At 30.6% G+C, this 20,099-nt stretch carries 11 protein-coding genes and 1 tRNA gene; 2 read left to right on the plus strand and 10 right to left on the minus strand.

From position 1 onward, the window contains the following. Positions 1–28 precede the first annotated feature (28 nt). From rpoC to FJO69_RS06920, 9 genes are all read right to left on the minus strand, one after another. Positions 29–4,435: a DNA-directed RNA polymerase subunit beta' gene (rpoC, locus tag FJO69_RS06895; RefSeq protein ID WP_140781209.1), complete on the minus strand. Its 4,407-nt coding sequence runs from the start codon at positions 4,433–4,435 to the stop codon at positions 29–31. Continuing rightward, positions 4,435–8,025 carry a DNA-directed RNA polymerase subunit beta gene (gene rpoB, locus FJO69_RS06900; RefSeq protein WP_140781210.1) on the minus strand — a complete coding sequence of 1,197 codons (3,591 nt, stop codon included), beginning with the start codon at positions 8,023–8,025 and terminating at the stop codon, positions 4,435–4,437. The genes rpoC and rpoB overlap by 1 nt, the downstream gene beginning before the upstream one ends. A 140-nt stretch (positions 8,026–8,165) precedes the next feature. After that, positions 8,166–8,537: a 50S ribosomal protein L7/L12 gene (gene rplL, locus FJO69_RS01340; RefSeq protein WP_140781211.1), complete on the minus strand. Its 372-nt coding sequence runs from the start codon at positions 8,535–8,537 to the stop codon at positions 8,166–8,168. A gap of 21 nt (positions 8,538–8,558) precedes the next feature. Continuing rightward, positions 8,559–9,056, minus strand: a complete 498-nt coding sequence (gene rplJ, locus FJO69_RS01345) for a 50S ribosomal protein L10 (RefSeq protein ID WP_140781212.1) — start codon at positions 9,054–9,056, stop codon at positions 8,559–8,561. A gap of 223 nt (positions 9,057–9,279) precedes the next feature. Then, positions 9,280–10,188, minus strand: a complete 909-nt coding sequence (locus FJO69_RS01350; protein ID WP_140781213.1) for an NAD(P)/FAD-dependent oxidoreductase — start codon at positions 10,186–10,188, stop codon at positions 9,280–9,282. 25 nt (positions 10,189–10,213) lie between these two features. After that, positions 10,214–11,176, minus strand: a complete 963-nt coding sequence (gene lgt, locus FJO69_RS06905; RefSeq protein WP_140781214.1) for a prolipoprotein diacylglyceryl transferase — start codon at positions 11,174–11,176, stop codon at positions 10,214–10,216. 60 nt (positions 11,177–11,236) lie between these two features. Then, positions 11,237–14,047 carry an excinuclease ABC subunit UvrA gene (gene uvrA, locus FJO69_RS06910; protein ID WP_140781215.1) on the minus strand — a complete coding sequence of 937 codons (2,811 nt, stop codon included), beginning with the start codon at positions 14,045–14,047 and terminating at the stop codon, positions 11,237–11,239. 59 nt (positions 14,048–14,106) lie between these two features. Beyond that, entirely contained in the window at positions 14,107–15,291 is a 1,185-nt protein-coding gene (locus FJO69_RS06915) for a hypothetical protein (RefSeq protein WP_140781216.1), read from the minus strand. A gap of 9 nt (positions 15,292–15,300) precedes the next feature. Next, positions 15,301–16,257 (minus strand): HAD-IIB family hydrolase, encoded by a 957-nt coding sequence (locus FJO69_RS06920; RefSeq protein WP_140781217.1) that lies wholly within the window; start codon positions 16,255–16,257, stop codon positions 15,301–15,303. 120 nt (positions 16,258–16,377) lie between these two features. Between FJO69_RS06920 and rmuC the strand changes: the two genes are divergently transcribed. Further along, positions 16,378–17,847: a DNA recombination protein RmuC gene (gene rmuC, locus FJO69_RS01375; protein WP_140781218.1), complete on the plus strand. Its 1,470-nt coding sequence runs from the start codon at positions 16,378–16,380 to the stop codon at positions 17,845–17,847. Positions 17,848–17,903: 56 nt separating this feature from the next. On the opposite strand, the gene FJO69_RS01380 is transcribed toward rmuC, so the two are convergent. Continuing rightward, positions 17,904–17,979, minus strand: a tRNA-Lys gene (locus FJO69_RS01380). A 274-nt stretch (positions 17,980–18,253) separates the two neighbouring features. Between FJO69_RS01380 and dnaK the strand changes: the two genes are divergently transcribed. Then, positions 18,254–20,035, plus strand: coding sequence for a molecular chaperone DnaK (dnaK, locus tag FJO69_RS01385; RefSeq protein WP_140781219.1), 1,782 nt, complete (start codon positions 18,254–18,256; stop codon positions 20,033–20,035). Positions 20,036–20,099: the final 64 nt, after the last annotated feature.

Below are 20,099 nucleotides of genomic sequence, written 5' to 3' on the forward strand. Positions count from 1 at the left end.
GGGGCAATCCTTTCTTTTCTTATATAAATTATTCGTCTTCTTGAGTATCGTCGTATTCTTCTGCTGCGTAAACTTCGTCTTCGCTTAATTCTTCATCATCTTCAACTAATAATTCTTCGTCATCAACTTTATAATCTTCATTAAAAGCATCAATTAAAGGTTCAATATTAATTGGGTCTCCTAAAATAGAAGCGTCTTCTTGTTCAGAAGCAAAGTAATTAATTGATGGTTTAATATCGTATTTAGAGTGTGATTCAAAAGGATATAAAGCTGTTCCTGATGGAATTTTCTTACCAACGATTATGTTTTCTTTTAGTCCAGTTAAATTATCTGAACGAGAAGAAATAGCGGCATGAACTAAGATTTTTGAAGTTTCTTGATATGAAGCGGCAGCTAAGAATGAATCTGATAATAAAGGAACTTGTTTTGCACCTTTAATTACTACCTTACCATAAGCAGGTCTTAAACCTTTGGTTAGTAATTGTGCATTTTCTTCTTGGTAGTCAAAAATGTCAACAATAGCACCAGCAAAGAATTTAGAATCGCCAGGTTCTGAAATAATAATCTTAGACATCATTTGACGAATGATAATTTCGATATATTTATCAGAAATTGCAATACCTTGAATTCTGTAAATTCTTTGAATTTCTTTTAGTAAGTAGTTTTGAGCAGTAATTGTATCAGTTAAATTTAGAAGCTCTTTTAGTATGATTGGACCTTCTGAAAGTTTTTGACCAATTCTTACTTCATCGCCAACTTTAACTCTTAATTTTTTAGTTGTGTTTACTGGTACTTTTCTTACAACTTTTTCACCGTTTTTAGTTTGAATTTCGATTGAAACTAAATAGTTAGTATTATCTCTTTCATCGTTTTCGATTTCAGTAATAAACCCTTTATAAGGTGAAATAACTGCTGGACGTCCTCATGGTTGTTCGTGGGCATCGATTAATTCAATTAATCTGGTAAAACCACCGGTAATATCTTCGACCCCAGCAACCCCTCCGGTATGGAAGGTACGCATGGTTAGCTGTGTACCAGGTTCACCGATTGATTGAGCAGCAATAATACCAACTGCTTCACCAATATTAACAACTCTGTTAGTTGCTAAGTCTTTACCAAAACACATTTTACATACACCATTACGGGTGTTGCAACCTAAGATAGATCTAATTTCAACTTCTTTAATTCCGGCTTCGATAATTCTTTGAGCAATTTTTTCGTCGATTAAAACGTTTCTGCCGCAAATTTCAATACCTTCACTTGAATAAATAGGTTTATTAGTAAATCTACCAATAATTCTTTCTTTTAAAGAAACAATAATTTGTTTGGTTTTAGTATCAACAATATCTCTTGCTGTATATCCATAATCAGATCCACAGTTATCTTGTCTTACGACAATATTTTGGGCAACGTCAACTAAACGACGAGTTAAATAACCTGACTTAGCGGTGTTTAAGGCAGTATCGGTTAGACCCTTTCTAGCCCCGTGAGTAGATGAGTAAAACTCGAATGCAGTTAGACCTTCAATAAATGAAGATTTAACAGGAACTTCAACTGTTGATCTAACCACCCTGTCATTTTTAGCATCGGCTTTGGTGGTTTTGGTGTTGTTAGCCATTAATCCCCGCATACCAGCTAATTGAACGAAGTTAGAAATGTTACCACGAGCCCCTGAGTTAATCATAGTAATAACTGGGTTTTGTGGGTTTTCCTTAATTATTTTTTGTAAATCACTTTGAATTTCATCTTTAACTTCGGCTCATTTTTTAATGGTTAATGAATATCTATCATCATCAGTGATTAAACCTTCGTTGTAGTATTGTTTTAATTGTGCGATGTATTCATCACCATCAGCAATGTATTCGGCTTTTTTATCGGTTTCTAAAATATCAGAGAATGAAATAGAAATACCTGATTTAGTTGAATAATCAAAACCTAGTTGTTTTACTTTATCCAAAATAGAAGCGACAAAGTTTGTATATTCAAATCAAACACCATCAAGAATTTTTGCTTTTTCAGCAGCTGATAAAGGAACATTTCCGCCACTTGTTCTTTCTAGATTTTGTGAGTTAACTAATTCTTTAACTTCTTCAGTAAATTTAGAAAGTAGTTGTGCATGTTCGTAATCTAATTTCTTGTTGTCATATGTTTTTAAAGCTAGATATTTAACAATAATATCGCCCGCTGTTTCAAATACTTCAATTTCATTAATTACGTTAGCAATGTCTGAAATAGAAACTTTCGCTACGTAATTGTCAAAAGCATAACGAACAATTCTTGCAATATTTTTCTTGTTAAATGCTTCTAAGATAGGTAATTCGTTTTTAATGTATTCACGAATATTTGTTCCTCTTAGGACTAAATATTTAGCATTAAAACCTTTAGCATATTCTTCTAATGAAGTGGCTTTATTTACATTGTTATCATAAATAAATACAAAAGTTTTAGGGAATACTCTGTTAAAGATAAATTTACCAACTGTTGAAATAATGTAATGTTCTCCCATTTCGTTCATGGTTAATTTTTGATCTTTAACTTCTTTAGCAGGTAAAGCTACTCTTGCGTGTAAACTAATTTTACCAGCTTCATATGCTCTCATCATATGATCGTAATCATCAAATACTCTACCTTCACCTAAGGCGTTTTTTTCTTCAATAGTTAAGTAGTATAAACCTAAAATCATATCCTGTGAAGGGTTGATAATAGGTTCACCATCTTTAGGACCTAGAATGTTTTTATTAGCAAGCATTAATTCACGGCTTTCTAATAAAGCTTGTTCAGAAATAGGAACGTGAACAGCCATTTGGTCACCGTCGAAGTCAGCGTTAAATGGGGTACATACTAATGGGTGCAATCTAATAGCCTTACCACGAACTAAAACAGGTTCAAACGCTTGAATTGATAAACGGTGTAATGTTGGTGCACGGTTTAAAAGAACTAGTCTTCCTTTAATAGCTTCGGCAACATGTGGTCAAATAATTGGATTTTGATCTTCAATTATTTTTTTAGCATTTTTAACAGTTGTTGCGACTTCTTTTTCGATTAATCTATTAATAATTCATGGTTCGAATAATTTTGCAGCCATTTCACGTGGAATACCACATTGATGCATTTTTAATTCAGGACCAACAACGATAACACTACGTCCTGAGTAGTCAACACGTTTACCTAATAAGTTTTGTCTAAATCTACCTTTTTTACCGGTTAAAGCATCACTTATTGATTTAAATGGACGGTTGTCTTTTGATAAAACTGGATTTGGTGTTCTTCTTTGGTTATCAATTAAAGCATCAACAGCTTCTTGAATCATTCGTAATTCGTTTTGAATAACTAAAATCGGAGCATCTTTCTTTTGTCATTCTTTTAGACGGTTATTTCTAATAATTACCCGACGGTATAATTCGTTAATATCACTAGTTGAGTGACGTCCACCATCTAATTGAATTAAAGGTCTTAAATCAGCCGGAATAACTGGTAAGTTGTAAATTAACATGCTAGTTGGATCTTGTTTAGATTCAATAAAAGCATTAATTACTTGTAAACGTTTGTAAAGTTTTTCACGGTGTTGTTTTGCGGTTAAAGCAAATTTTTCTGGGTTAGCAATTTCATCAGCGTTTAATTTATCAATTTCACCTTGAACATAAGCTTTTTCAGCTTTTAAGTCTAAGTTTTTTAATAAATATTCTATTGCTAGAGCACCGGTGCCAATTTTTGCGTCAGAATAGTGTTCGATAACTTCGTTTAATTCATAAAAGTCAATACCATATTCTTGACCAATTTTTGAGGTAGCTTTTTCAACAAGATTATCTAAAGTTTCTTTTATATCTTCGTAATCTTCTGTTCCTTCTTCAAATCTACCTAAAAGTTCTTCTAAAGCGGCTTTATAAATAATGGCTGCTTCATTAATTTCAATAATTTGATTTTTAGGTAGAGATTTTAAACCACCTGATTCTAAAACGATGTGATTTTTGTAGTAAATTAGATTTTCTAATTCTTCACGTTTAACAGTATCAGACCCTCTTGAAGATCTTAAACCTAATAATTTAAAGATGATTGAATGGTCAACCTTAAAGTATCAGAAGTGAACCACAGGGCTACATAGTTTGATATGACCCATGTGATTTCTACGTGCCATTTTAGGTAAAATTTGTACTTTTTCTTGCACACAAAGTGGTGTTCTAGTACAGTATGTGCCTTCGTTGATTTTTTTGTATTTAAAACCACAAACAGGACAACGATAATCAATCATTGGACCGAAAATGATTTCATCAAATAAACCACCACGTTCTGGTTTGTAAGATTTATAGTTGATAGTTTCCGGTTTGGTTACTTCACCGTGTGATCAACTTTGAACATCTTCAGGAGTTGCTAGCGCTAATGAAATTTTAGAAATTTTTTCTTCGTTTAATGAATTATATTCTGATCTCTTTTTCATTATTCTCCTCCTTCAAATTCTTGGTAGTATTTGGTATCAATTCTTTGTTCATCTTCAAAGTCATTATCATTTTCTTTTTCGTGAGCTTCAAGTTTAATACCTAGACCTCTTAATTCATAAGCTAAAACGTTAAATGATTCTGGCATACCAGGTTTTGGTAAGTGAGCGTTTCTTGCTAATGAGTTATATAGTTGATTACGTCCAATAATGTTGTCTGATTTGTAAGTTAAAAGTTCTTGTAGAACATTTGATGCACCATATGATTCAATAGCTCAGGTTTCCATTTCTCCAAATCTTTGTCCACCATTTTGAGATTTACCTCCAAGTGGTTGTTGCGTAATAAGTGAGTATGGACCAACGCTACGGGCGTGCATTTTGTCATCAACCATGTGGTAAAGTTTTAGATAGTACATGATACCTACTGAAATAGGTTTATCAAATGGTTCTCCGGTTCTACCATCATAGATTTTCATTTTTCCTGAAGGATCAATATCTGCTTCTTCAAGAATTTCTTTAATTTGATTATGAGTAATTCCATCAAAAATTGGAGTTACGAATTTAGTATTTAGTTTTTTAGCAGCTAAACCTAAGTGAAGCTCTAAAACTTGTCCAATGTTCATCCGAGAAGGAACACCTTGTGGATTTAAACAGATGTCAAGTGGTGTACCGTCTTCTAAATATGGCATTTCTTCAACTGGTAATACGATTGAAACAACCCCTTTATTACCATGACGTCCAGCCATCTTGTCCCCAACTTTGATTTTACGTTTTTGAGCGATTGAAACTTTAACAATCTTTTCAATTCCGTCTTCTAGTTGGTCGCCGTTTTCTCTCGAAAGCACTTCTACAGCAACAACAGTACCGTTATGTCCGTGTTTTACTTTTAAAGAAGTGTCTTTACAGTTGGCTGTTTTTTGACCGAAAATTGCAGCCATTAATTTTTCTTCAGGAGTTGGGTTTTCTTCACCTTTTGGAGAAGTTCTACCAACAAGAATATCTCCGGCTGAAACTTCAGATCCAATTCTTACAATTCCTCTTTCATCTAAGAAACGTTTTGAAAAGTTTGAAGCATTTGGAATTTCAGCAGTTAATTCATCGTCTCCCGCTTTTGAATGTCTAAATTGAATAGTTTGTTCTTCTATGTGAATTGAAGTATAAACATCGTCTTTAACTAATCTTTCAGATAAAACAACAGCATCTTCGTAGTTATAACCATGTCAAGTAGTAAATCCAACTAACACGTTTTTACCTAATGCCATTTCACCATTTTTCATTGAAGGACCATCTACTAATAAATCTCCGGCTTCAATTCTTTGTCCAACTTTTACAATTGGAACTTGATGAATAACGGTGCCTTGGTTTGATCTTTCGAAAGTTCTTAAGTTGTAAACATCAACTTTTTTACCTTCTTCAGGTTTGATTTTAATCATTTCTGCATCAACATAAACAACTTCTCCGGCACGGTTTGCTCTTAAGTTGGTTGATGAATATTTAGCAATGTCTGCTTCAACACCAGTAGCTACTAATGGAGCTTCTGGGAATAAAACAGGAACAGCTTGACGTTGCATGTTAGAACCCATCAAGGCACGGTTAGCATCGTCATTTTCTAGAAATGGAATTGCAGAAGCAGCGATAGAAGTCATTTGACGGTTTGAAACCCCGATAAAATCAACTTCTTCAGCTTTAACTTCAACAAATTCGTTATTACGTCTAACCATAACGTAATCATCAACGATCATATCATCTTTAATATGACAAGTTGATTGAGCAAAAGCATAATCAGCTTCTTCGATTGCTGTTAAATAAACAGGTTCTGAAAAATCAACTTTACGGTTTTTTACTCTAAAGTATGGTGATTGAATAAAACCGTATTTGTCAATATGGGCAAATGATGCTAAGTTTAAGATAAGTCCGATGTTTGGACCTTCAGGAGTTTCAATTGGACAAATTCTACCAAAGTGAGTAGGGTGAACGTCCCGAACCTCGAATTGAGCGGTATCACGGTTAAGACCTCTTGGACCTAATGAAGTGATACGACGTTTGTTTGAAATTTCAGCAAGTGGATTACATTGATCCATGAATTGTGAAAGTTTTGATGTGTTGAAAAATGATTTAAATTGATTAAAAATAGGTTTATTGTTTGTTACATTTTTAGGTGTAATTTTATCAATATCTTTAGTTGAAATTCTTTCACGAGTATTTTTTTCTAGTTTAATTAAACCAACTCTAAATTGATTTTGTAAAAGTTCACCGATAGTAACAATTCTCTTATTAACAAGTGAATCGGGATCATCATCCGCTCCAACTTTTGATAATAAGTTAAAGTAATATGATATTGTTGCGACAATATCAGGAATTAATAGAAAGTTTTCGTTTGAGGTAGGATCGTTTCCTAATACTAATACCTTTTTGTCATGGTTCATATCAGCTTCGGTTGGATAAATTCAAATTTGTGGAACATATAGACGTTTGTAAAGCTCGCTATTACGTGAATCATCTAATTGATTACCATAAACACTTTCATCGATGTCAGGTAATTGTCACATCGGAATAATACCAGCTTTAATTTCTTCATGAATTTTTAAAGCAGTTTCATAATCGATAAAATCACCTTTTTTGTATAATAACTCACCAGTTTCTTGTGAAAAAATGCTTTCAGCTAAATATGAATTAGTAATTCTTTCGATAATGTTTAATTTACGATTTAATGTGAAACGACCTGTTTCGGTTAAGTTATATCTTTTTTCGTTAAATAGAATTGATGGGATTAAATTACGTGCTGATTCAGCAGTCATTCTGTCCCCTTTTCTAATTAAACGGTAAATAGTTTCTTGGGCTTCACGTGTAACAGCTTCTTTAACATCTCCAACAATTTTATCTTTTTTAAATGTTTCCTCTAGTTCAGGAACATAACCAAACATTTTTCTAATTCCTTTTTCAGTAAAACCTAAAGCTTTAAGGAAAACGGTTAGTAAAAATGATTTATTTTTATCGATATGAATTTTGACACTATCAGGGTTAGCTGATGTAACTTTGTGATAAATTTCTACTCATGAACCCACTTGTGGAATTATTTCAACTTTGTTAAATAAGTCATTAGCTTGTTTATTTCTAACGTTAATTCCAAAGTAAGCACCGGTAGAACGGATTAGTTGAGAAACAATAACTTTTTCAGATCCGTTAATAATAAATGATCCTCCATAAGTCATAATTGGAATTTCAGCAAACACAACTTCAGCATCTTCAACCTCACCAGTTTCGATGTTAGTTTGTCTTAATTTTGCTTTTAGCTTTCCTTGGTAAGAAGAACCCTTTTGTTTAGCTTCTTTAATGCATTCAAATTCAGTTTTTTTAGGATATTCAAAACGAGCAGAATTATGAATATAATCGATTTTAACTTTACCAGCTGCTTCGATTGGATAAATGTTTCTTAATTCTTCTTCGATTCCTTTTTCAATAAATTCCTTAACTGAATTTCTTTGCATTTCCAAATAGTCAGGGGTTTCAAATTTCTTTTGACTTATTGAATAATCACGTCTTTCGGTTATTGGACCAAACTTTCTGATTTCATAATTAGATTTGTTTGCCATATCTTACCTCATTTGTTTTATTTAGATAATTTTAATTTTTTGTAAAAATATTTAGTTTTTGTAATATAACGCGTATACACGCGCATTTTTATATAAAAACACAAAAAAGGCTATAAAGCCTAGTTTGTGTGTATAAATTATTAGTCTAAAGTAACTTCAGCTTTAACTTCGGTTAATTTAGCTTTGATTGATTCAGCTTCTTCTTTTGAAACATTTTCTTTTAGAACAGCTGGAGCTGATTCTACTAATTTTTTAGCGTCCATTAATCCTAGACCTAATAAATCTTTAACTGCTTTAATAACAGCTAATTTGTTTCCACCATCTGATTTTAAAGTTACGTTGAATGATGATTTTTCTTCAGCAGCTTCAGCAGCAGCAGGAGCAGCAGCAGCTACAACAGCGGTTGGGTCAATTCCAAATTCTTCTTTTAGACCTTCAACAAGTTCCATAACTTCTTTAATGTTCATTTCTTTTAATGCTGAAACAAATTCTTCTTTTGTTAATTTTGCCATAATTAAATTCTCCTTAATATATTATTCAGATACTTTTCCTTGTTTAACTAACTCATTTAATCCAATAGCTAAATTTCTGATTGGTGATAGTAATGAGTTTCCAAGAATCATAAGTGATTCTTCATATGAAGGAAGTTTTGAAATTTCGCTTAAAGCGGTTGCGTCTACTACTTGGTTTTCGTAGATACCAGCTACTAATTCTAAAGCTGGAAATTGTTTTTTAAAGTTTACTAAAGTTTTTAGTGAGCTTAGATCGTCTGCTTTTGCAAAAGCATAAATGTTTTGACCTAATAATAGATCATTGATTGCTTCGTAGCCAAATTTTGGTGTAGCTTGTTTAACAAGTCTGTTTTTATAAACTTTTAATAAAACACCAGCTTTAGCTAATTCATTACGAATGGTTTGTAATGAAACAACATCAAGAGTTTTATAGTTAACAACATAAACAGCTTTAGATTCTTCGATGTTTTTAGCGATTTCGTCAACTACTAAAACTTTAGCATCTCTTAAAGCACTCATTTTTCCTCCTATTATATTTTTGCAATATCTAAACTAGTACACATACTCGGTAACCTTATTAAGCTTACGCCGTTACTGTCTTAATATATTGCACCGGTAATTATAACACAAAGGCTAAAATTTAAACCTTAACATTTTATAAATTTTATTTATAAGATTTTTTTAGTTAAAAATAAATAAAAAAATAACTATTTGCATAGTTACTTTATTCTGATAATAAAAATTAAATTCGAGAGTTTACAACTTTGGCCGCTACGGTACCGTCGTTGGTAGCAGTTGTAATTTGTCTTACATCTTTTTTAATAACATCTCCAACCGCAAAAATATTTTTTATTTTAGTTTCCATACTTTCATCAACTAAAATAAAACCTTTTTCATCAAGAATTTCTTTCTGAGAAATAAAGTTAGTTGAAGGTTTAAAACCAATATAAGGAAACACGGCTTTAATATCCATATTTTTAATTTCTCCGTTAACATTAGCTTTAATTGATGAAACTTTATCTTCACCTAATAGTTCTAAAATAACCGAATTTTCATGAATAAAAATATTTGCATGTTTTTTGGCGTCTTCTACCAATCTTTTCTCTGCAATAATTCCATCACGAACAAAAATATGTACTTCGGAAGCTATGCTTGCTAAATAAGAACTTTCTTCAAAGGCAGAATTACCCCCTCCGATAATAGCCGCTGGTAAACCTTTATACATAGCACCGTCACATAAAACACAATATGAAACACCTTTACCATTAAATTTATCGATATTAATAACTTCTTTAGGCACTAAGTTTTTCATACCGGTTGCAATAATTACTGCCTTAGATAAATATTGATCTCCGTTAGCTAATGTAACTATCTTTTCGTTATCGCTTAAAGATTCGATTTTTTCAACAAAGCCGAAAATCATTTTAGCGCCGTTTAATTTAGCTTGATTAAACATTTTTTTAGATAGCTCAGGACCTGAAACAAAATCAAAACCTGGGTAATTTTCAATTTTTGATTGTTCTGCCATTTTGCCGCCTGGATACATACCTTCAATAAAAGCAACTTTAACATCGTTTCTAGCTAAATATAAAGCCGCGGTAAGACCGGCAGGACCTGCTCCAATTATTAATACATCAAAATCTTTGTTCATTTTGTCTCCTTATGATAAATGCTGCTTATTTAGCAGCATTTACTTGTTGATTATTTTCAATTTGATAAATATCTTTTACTTCTTCACGTTGTTTTTTAGTTAATGGTTTATTTTTAACTTTTGGTTCGTAAACTATAAAGTAAAAATATTTATGGGTTTTAGGATTTTTAAAGTTAGGTATCTTATAAACATTGTAGTTAAGTTTGATAATAAATTCAAAGAATATAGTTAGTAAAACTCCGACGATAATATATAAGGCAGAAATTACTTTATAAATACCGTAGCTGCCTTCTCTTAAAGGTTCCATTCCAAAACGAATGATTCCGTAGTAAAGAATATACATGGCTCCTGTTGTACCTGGACGTAATCAATTTCATTTATTTAAAACTCAAACTAATAAAATATAAGCCACTAAGTTCGCACATGATTCGTATAAGAACAGAGGATAATGATATTGACCATTAATATACATGTGTTGACGAATAATGTCAGGAAGAATTTTATAAGCGGTTGAATCAGTTGACATCACACCTCCGTAAACCTCGTGGTTAGCAAAGTTTCCTCAACGTCCAATAGCTTGACCAATTAAAACTGCTGGTAAGATAATACTAAAAGCTACTTTAAGATCAATTTTTTTCGGATTTTTAGAAAAGACTATGTATAAAACAACACAAATCGTTGCCGTTATAACCCCTCCGTGAATTGATAAACCACCTTCTCAAATAAAGAAGACATGATATCAAGCTCCGTTGGTTCAGCCTTTATGCTCGATTAATTGCTGAATAACAAAAACAGTTCTAGCTCCAATAATAGCTGTTGGTAATGCAATAATGATAATTATGCCAAACTGATCTAAAGTATATTTTTCTCTTTTTCAAAAATAAAATACTGTCAATATGGCTGCTAGCATCCCTAGCATCATTGTTAGAGAATAAACATTAACCACACCTAATTTAAGGCTAACGCCCGCTCAATCTTTAGGTTGCATTATTCTCCTTTCTTCTAACTTTAAATTTATATTTAATAATTATAAAATAATAAGTTTAAATTATTTTCTTAATATTCTATTTAAATATTGACCAGTATATGAAATTTCTTTTTTAGCGATTTCTTCTGGCGTTCCTGTAGCTATAATTCTTCCGCCACCAGTTCCACCGTCTGGACCTAAATCAATAATATAATCCGCCGTTTTAATAACATCTAGGTTATGTTCAATTACGATTACTGTATTACCTGCATCAACAATTCTATTTAATACATTTAATAAATTTTGAATATCGTATGGGTGTAATCCTGTAGTTGGTTCATCTAAAACAAATAAAGTTTTACCGGTATTTCTTTTTTGTAAATAAGTAGCTAGTTTTACCCGTTGAGCTTCTCCCCCACTTAAAGTTGTAGCGTTTTGACCTAGTTTAATATAACCCAAACCTACATCTACCAAATGTTGTAATTTATTTCTTAAATTCGGTTTATTAACAAAGAAAGCATAAGCTTCATCAACAGTCATTTCTAAAACATCATTAATATCTTTACCATGATATTTAATTTCAAGAGTTTCTCGTTTATATCTTTTACCATCGCAGTGATCACAAGTTACATAAACATCAGGTAAAAAGTGCATTTCAATTTTAATAACTCCGTCGCCTTCACATTTATCACAACGACCACCAGGCACGTTAAATGAAAAACGAGACATCGTATATCCTCTTATCTTACTTTCTTCAACTGAAGCATATATTTCTCTAATATCAGTAAAAAGATTAGTATAAGTAGCAGGGTTAGATCTTGGGGTTCTTCCAATTGGGTTTTGATCGATTTCTACTAATTTATCAATATTCCCCACACCTTGAATTTTAGATCTATTTTTATTATCACCAAATTTATTAATTGAAGTAACTAATTCATCGTGCATCAAACTAGACTTACCAGATCCACTAACTCCGGTAATAGCTACAAATTTACCTAGTGGAAAAGACACTTTGGAAATATTTAAATTATTAGTTTTTAAATCAAAAAGTTTAATTTCTTGCCCATTACCAGCTCTTCTAATTTTAGGTATTTCAATTTGTTTTTCGCCACTTAAATATTGACCTGTTAAAGAATCTTTGGCTTTTTTAATATCTTCAAGGGTACCGGCAGCGACAATTTTTCCACCTTTTTCTCCAGCATAAGGTCCGATATCAACAATATAATCGGCTTCATAAATAGTATCTTCGTCATGTTCTACAACAATTAAACTATTGCCGATGTCAACCATTTTACGAAGAGAAGCTAAAAGACGATCATTATCTTTTTGGTGAAGTCCGATAGAAGGTTCATCTAAAACATATAAAACACCAGTTAAATTAGAACCTATTTGAGTAGCTAATCTAATTCTTTGGGCTTCTCCTCCACTTAGAGTTTCAGCTTTACGATTTAAAGTTAAATATTGTAACCCTACATTAATTAAAAACTCAGTTCTATGTAAAAGTTCTGCTGTAATTAAAGAACTGATTTCTTTTTCAATTTCACTTAATTGTAAATTACTAATAATTTCATGTAATTCATCAATTGACTTATTACACATTTCATAAATATCTAAATTAGCAACTTTAACTGCTAAGGCAAACTCGTTTAATCTTTTACCTTTACAAGTCTTACATTTAATATCACTTAAATATTTAGCGTAATATTTTCTTCATTCTTCCGAATTTGTTTCATGATATTTTCTTTGTAATTTATCGACTAAACCTTCGACTTTTTTAACTTTTTCATACTTAATACCATTAGCTGAAACAAGAGTAAAAGCAATTTCTTCAAAAGAACCATATTTAATAACTTCAATTTGCTCGTCGCTTAAATCATCAATTGGACGATCTAAACTTATTTGGTAATAATCAAGCATTTTTTTAAATTCTTGTCATTCTAAGTTTGGAGTATTAATCATATTTTTAAAATAAGTTATTGCCCCATTATTAATAGTTAAAGTTTTATCAGGGACAATCAAATCAAAATCTGCTTGTTGTAAAACACCTAATCCTTTACAAGTTTCGCACATCCCAGCAGGAGCATTAAAAGAAAACAATCTCGGTTCTATTTTAGGCATTTCAAAATCACCATGTTCACAGCTATGATAAATTGAATAAGTTGTTGTTTTATTTAGCTCCGGACAATCAATAGTTACCAAACCTTTAGCTTCTTTAATTGCCATATCAACAGCTTCAGCTACCCGTGATTCCATTTCCTTATTTCAAGTTAAACGGTCAATAACTAAATCAATGTTATAAAACTTATTCTTATCAAGTTCAATATCTTCGTCTAGTGAAACTATTTCATCATTAATTTTTACTCTTAAAAAGCCATCCCTTTTTAGTTTGGCAAATAAATTTTGATGAGAACCTTTTTTCTTTTGAACCAAAGGTGCTAAAACGTATAACTTGGTACCTTCTTCCAATTTAAAAATGTTGTTTAAAATATCTCTGGTTTTTTGAGCGGTTATTTCTTGTTTATGATTAGGGCAAAATGGTTTCCCAATACGAGCAAATAAAAGTCTTAAATAATCATAAATTTCGGTAACTGTTCCTACAATGCTCCGCGGATTATTATGTACTGTTTTTTGCTCGATTGAAATAGCAGGACTTAACCCTTCAATACTATCGACAGCTGGTTTTTTAACTCCGCCTAAAAATTGACGTGCATAATTAGACAAGCTATCTACATATCTACGTCTACCTTCTTCATAAATAGTGTTAAAAGCCAGTGAAGATTTTCCCGAACCACTAACCCCACTAAAAACCACAAATTTGTTTCTAGGAATGATTAAATCAACATTTTTTAAATTATTTTCTTTGGCACCTTTAATGATAATTTCGTTTTTCATAAAACAAATTATATAAAAAGTTATATGACATGCATATAACTTATCATATATATTTATTATTAATTTACATCTCCATCGAAGTCTTCTTCATCTTCTTCAATTTCTGCGGTCGGAGAAGTAATTTGGGTTTGTTTAGTTTGTTTGTTAATTTCTTGATTATCTTTTTCTTTGTTTTTATTATTAATATATTCTTTTAAAGAACTTAAAGCCATTTCTTTAAATTGTTGGTAATAAGTATCATTAAAACCTAATTGATCTTTAAAAGCATCTATTGTATTTTCAATGTAATTAATAATTTCATCATCCGGAACCCCCATTACTTTAGCTGAATTGAAGGTATCTTCCATCATTTTATCAAAGCTAAATAATGAAGACATATTACCTAATTTTGAAAAATCAAACATGTTAGCTGCGGGATTAGGTGTTGCAGGTTTTTGCTCAACTTTTGTTTCAATTGGTTTTTGAGCTGCTTTTTCTTCTTCAATGTGTTTTTTATAAGTTGGGTCTCATGTGATTTTATATTCTGAAATTTCTTCATCAGAAACGTTAAATTCAACTGGATATTTAATAATGTTTTTGTTGATCTTAGCATTCTTAGATAAAAATTCTAATAATGAAGCATAGTTTTCTTTTAAATCGTTTGAAATCATTTCAGGACTAAAATCTTCATAGTTTAAAGTTGGATCTTCTTCAACACCAAGTTCAATTAATTTCATAATAATTTCTTTATTATGTTTAATGGTTTCAGATATTGAATAAGTACTTAATTCTAATAGCTTTTTATTTTCAATTGGAGATAAAAAGTTATCTTCAACCTGATTAACAATAACATCAAATGAAAAAGCCGCACCATTAACACACATAGCAGTAAAAGTAATTTCTAACTCTTTTGAAGTAGCAAAAGAAAAATCTTGATCCATTGCATTATTTAAAGATAACATTGTTCCATCTAAAACTCTTTCGAAGTTCAAAATATCTTCAAAAGAACTATGATAAGTAATAGTTTTGCCGTTAGCTAAATAAGTAACGTCAAATCACATATCACTATAAATAGGAACCAATCCTAATAAAAAAACAATATAGTTACCAAAATCTTCGTGAGTTTGGTTGTTTGTAGCATAAAACCTAAAGTTATCCATATTAACTTTAACGGTTTTAAATTCCTTATTTAAAAACGGAAAAGTGGTTGTTGGTTTTGGTTTTAATTGGATTTCGTAATTTTCTCCAAATCTTAATAAATTCATATTTTCTCCTTAATCCTCAAATTCAAAGTTTTCATTAGGATCAATTCATTCCTCTGTATGAAAATCATGTAATAAATATTTTTTAACATAATTTTTATAACGATATAAATAATCAAAAACAGCTTCGCCTAATCCATTTTGCTCTACAGCCGAAGTGAAAAAAGTTGCAGAATTTAAAACATTTTTACAAGCATTAGCCATTGCATATGAATAATGAGTAATTTTTATCATTGGTAAATCGTTATTACTATCGCCAATAGTCATAACATCATTCAAAGTTAAAGCATCGTATTTTTCGGTAGATTGATTATAAATATTTTCAATCATTCATTTTATAGCGGAACCTTTATCAACATTTAAAGGCGAGATCTCAATATTACAATCAGTTGGAATCATAGTTACATTATCAAAATGTTTAACATGTTCAAACATTTCTAAGGCTCCGGCTTCGGTTTCTGGATTTGTTAAAGAATAAAATTCAATCTTGACAGGTTCTATAAATTGACCGGCGTATTTTTCACCTACTTCATTTAAACGGTCTAACTGCGTAAAATGATATTCACCAATACTTTCCACACTAGCTTTATCATCAATTAAATAATAATATTTTTCATTGTCCCAGAAAATAACTTGAAAGTTATTAATCTTAGCTACTTCTAAAATCTTTTTAGTTGTTTCAAAATCAATGTGTCAAGATTTAATAATTTCTTTGTTTTTAACATCATAAATTTGAGCCCCAGAAGATCCGATTAAATATCTAGCTTTTAGAGTTTCAACTAATTCTAACATACGGTCTTTAACTGGATTACCGGTACAGATGTTAAAATGGCTTTTAGCTTTAATAACGGCATGTAAAACATCTTGTTTGGTGCTTTCTAATAATTTAAAATGACGATAAATTGTTCCATCAACATCTGAAAAAATAACCGGTCTTTTTCGTGTAAATTCTTTAATATTTATATTCATATCTACCTTTCAAAATAATTATTATTATTTTACTATAATTCCTAAAAAAATCCTAGATAGAGAAAAATAAGCGATTATTGTGTGTACAATATTTATATTATTAGAAATGGAGATGAAATTATGGAAATTGTAATTTTAATTATTGGAATTTTAGCTTTATTATCTTCAATAGTTGTTTTAGTTTTTGTTCTTTTAAGTTCTAGAAAAAACAAAAATAATAATTTAACTAAAAAAGAAGTTGAAGACATTTTTAATCAAGGTAATTTAGAGATAAAAAATCAACTTAAAAATGATTTTGAAATAGCTTTAATTAAAAATTTAAATAGTGAAGTTAACAACTTAAAAGAAGTATTTGTTTCTAATTTGAATCAAATTAAAGAAAATATTAATAATTCTTTTGCTGAAATGCAAAAAAATCAATTAGAAAACAAAATTGATTTAAACAATACTTTAAATAATAATAGGGAAATTGTTAGCAGGGTTTTAAATGATCAAAAAGAAAATCAATCTAATAATTTAAATGCTATAAAAGAACAAACCGTCGCTAAAATTGCTTCTGATTTTAAAGATTTAAGAGCTGAAATTGATAAAAAAATGGAAAACATGATTAGTGAATCTAAAAAATCTTTAGAAACTATATCAACTAATAATAAAGAAGTCTTAAATCAACTTAAAAACGAAATTGATGAATACTTCCAAAGTAAATTACAAAAAAGATTAAATGAGCACTTTGGCTCAATTAACGAACAAATGACAAGTTTAACTAGTCATTTAACTCAATTTGAAACAGTTCAAAATACAATTACTGAAATTAGCAAAACAATGACTAATAACAAAACCAGAGGAGTTTACGGCGAAGTTATTTTAGAAAATATTTTATACGAAACTTTCGGTGAAAGCAAATACTGTCTACGTCAGGTAGATTTACAAAAATTATCAGGCAAGAAAAAAAGTTCTAGATCAGAAGAATATAAAGTTGATTTTGCTATACAAATTCCAATTAAAGGCGGCATTCAATATTTACCAATCGATGCCAAATTCCCAACTGCTTCATTTTTAAGATATTTAGAAGCTGATGAACAAGGTGATATTAATTTAAGAGAAAAAGCAGAAAAAGATATCAAAGCCGACGTTAAAGAAGAAGTTACAAAAATAAGTTCTAAATACATTATTGAAGGTTTTACCACCGATGAAGCAATTATGTTTATTCCAAGCGAGGCTTTATTTGCCTTTATTGTTTCTAAGGTTAACCTTAAAGACATTTATGAAAAATATAAAATCATTATTGCCGGTCCAACAACTATCTTATTTTTAATTGATAATATTAAAAGAACATGAGCAACTAGAAGTATTGGGGATAATTTAAACCAAATTAGAAATGTCTTAATTAAAGTTCAAAAAGATTATGACGAAGCTGTTATAAAAATGGAAGAAGCAAGAAATAACGCAGAAAAAACTGTTAGATCAATTGACAAAACCAAAGATAAAATTCAAAATACCCAAAATAATATTAAAAGCTTGAATTTTAATATCGCAGATCAAAGCGAAGAAGATAATAAATTATTAAATATTGAAAATACAAATAATTAAAATTTTTAAATAATTAATAAAACAAAAAACTAAGGGTCTGCCTTAGTTTTTTCATATGGTACATCCTGTGGGGCTCGAACCCACGACCCAGGGATTAAGAGTCCCTTGCTCTGCCAACTGAGCTAAGGATGCGTGTTTTGCTTAAATATTATAAATAAAAAGTTTGTAATTTAGTAAAAAACCGTTTTTATAAATAATTAATATAAATAGTATAAATAATTATTTCTCCTTATTTAAAGTCATTAAACTATCGACAAAATTTCATTAAATACTTTAAAAATCAAAAAATTAAATTTTTAGCACTCTTTTTTGATAAGTGCTAAATTTTATGATACAATGTTAAATGTAAAAAGCGAAATTAACGAATTTTACTAATGTATTTATGTAAAACTAAAAGGAGAAAAACATGGCAAAAGAAATTATTTTAGGTATCGATTTAGGTACAACTAACTCTGTTGTATCAGTGATCGAAAATGGAAATCCAAAAGTTTTAGAAAATCCTAATGGAAAAAGGACAACCCCATCTGTAGTTGCTTTTAAAAACGGTGAAATTATCGTTGGAGAAGCTGCTAAAAGACAATTAGAAACTAACCCAGATTCAGTTGCTTCTATTAAAAGATTAATGGGAACTACTGAAACTGTTAAATTAAATGGTAAGGATTACAAACCAGAAGAAATTAGTGCAATGATCCTTTCATACATGAAAGATTATGCTGATAAAAAATTAGGTCAACCAGTTAAAAAAGCTGTTATTACTGTTCCTGCTTACTTTGATAATGCACAACGTGAAGCTACAAAAAACGCGGGAAAAATCGCTGGTTTAGATGTAGTTAGAATTATTAATGAACCTACAGCTGCAGCCTTAGCTTTTGGTGTTGATAAAGATAAAGATCAAAACCACAAAATCTTAGTATTCGACTTAGGTGGAGGCACATTTGACGTTTCTATTCTAGAAATGGAAAGTGGAACATTTGAAGTTCTATCAACTTCTGGAGATAACCACTTAGGAGGGGATGACTGAGACCACAAAATCGTTGAATGAATGATCAAAGAAATTAAAGCCAAATATAACTATGATCCAAGCAACGATAAAATGGCAATGGCTAGATTAAAAGAAGAAGCTGAAAGAGCTAAAATTACTTTATCTGAATCAATGTTAGCTAACATTTCATTACCATTTTTAGCAATGAACGCCGAAGGACCTGTTAACGTTGAGCTAGAACTTAAACGTTCAGAATTTGAAGCTATGACTTCAGATTTACTACAAAGAGTTAAAAAACCTTTAGAAGATGCTTTAAGTGAAGCTAAATTAAGTTGAAACGAAATTAACGAAGTTTTATTGGTTGGTGGTTCAACCAGAATGCCAGCTGTACAAAAACTTGTATCAGAAATTACTGGTAAAAAACCTAACAATTCAATTAACCCAGACGAAGTAGTCAGCGTTGGTGCTGCTATTCAAGGTGCTATTTTAGCTGGTGAAATTAAAGACGTTTTATTACTAGACGTTACTCCATTAACCCTAGGTATTGTTGTTGAAGGTGATTTAGTAGCCCCTTTAATACCAAGAAATACTACTATTCCAGTTACAAAAAGTCAAGTATTCTCAACTGCTGCCGATAATCAAACTGCTGTAACTATTGTTGTTACTCAAGGTGAAAGACAAATGGCAAGAGATAACAAAATCTTAGGTCAATTTAACTTAGAAGGTATCGAACCAGCACCTAGAGGCGTTCCTCAAATCGAAGTAAGTTTCTCAATCGATGTTAATGGTATTACCAAAGTTACTGCTAAAGATAAAAAGACAAATAAAGAACAAACTATTACTATTCAAAACACTTCATCTTTAAGTCCAGAAGAAGTAGATAAGATGGTTAAAGAAGCCGAAGAAAACCGTGAAGCAGATAAGAAAAAACGTCATGAAGTAGAAGTTATCGTCAAAGCAGAACAACTAATTAATGACATGGAAAAAAGTTTAAACACTGATGAAGCTAAAAAAGTTCCAGAAGCACAACTTTCAGAAGTTAAAAAAGAAATTGAAGAGCTAAAACAATTAAAAGATAAAAAAGATATTGAAAACCTTGAAAAGAAAATAACTGAATTCGAACAAAAAATGGCTCAAGCAATGGAAATGATGAAAAAAATGCAAGAAAACCAACAAAAACCAGACGAAGGCAAATCAGAAAACTAATTCAATTATTAAACCGCTAAATAATAAAGCGGTTTTTTATTGCTTTTACTATAATTAATTACAT

It is taken from the genome of [Mycoplasma] falconis (genome assembly GCF_006385795.1).
Classification (GTDB): Bacteria; Bacillota_I; Bacilli_A; order Mycoplasmatales; family Metamycoplasmataceae; genus Metamycoplasma; species Metamycoplasma falconis.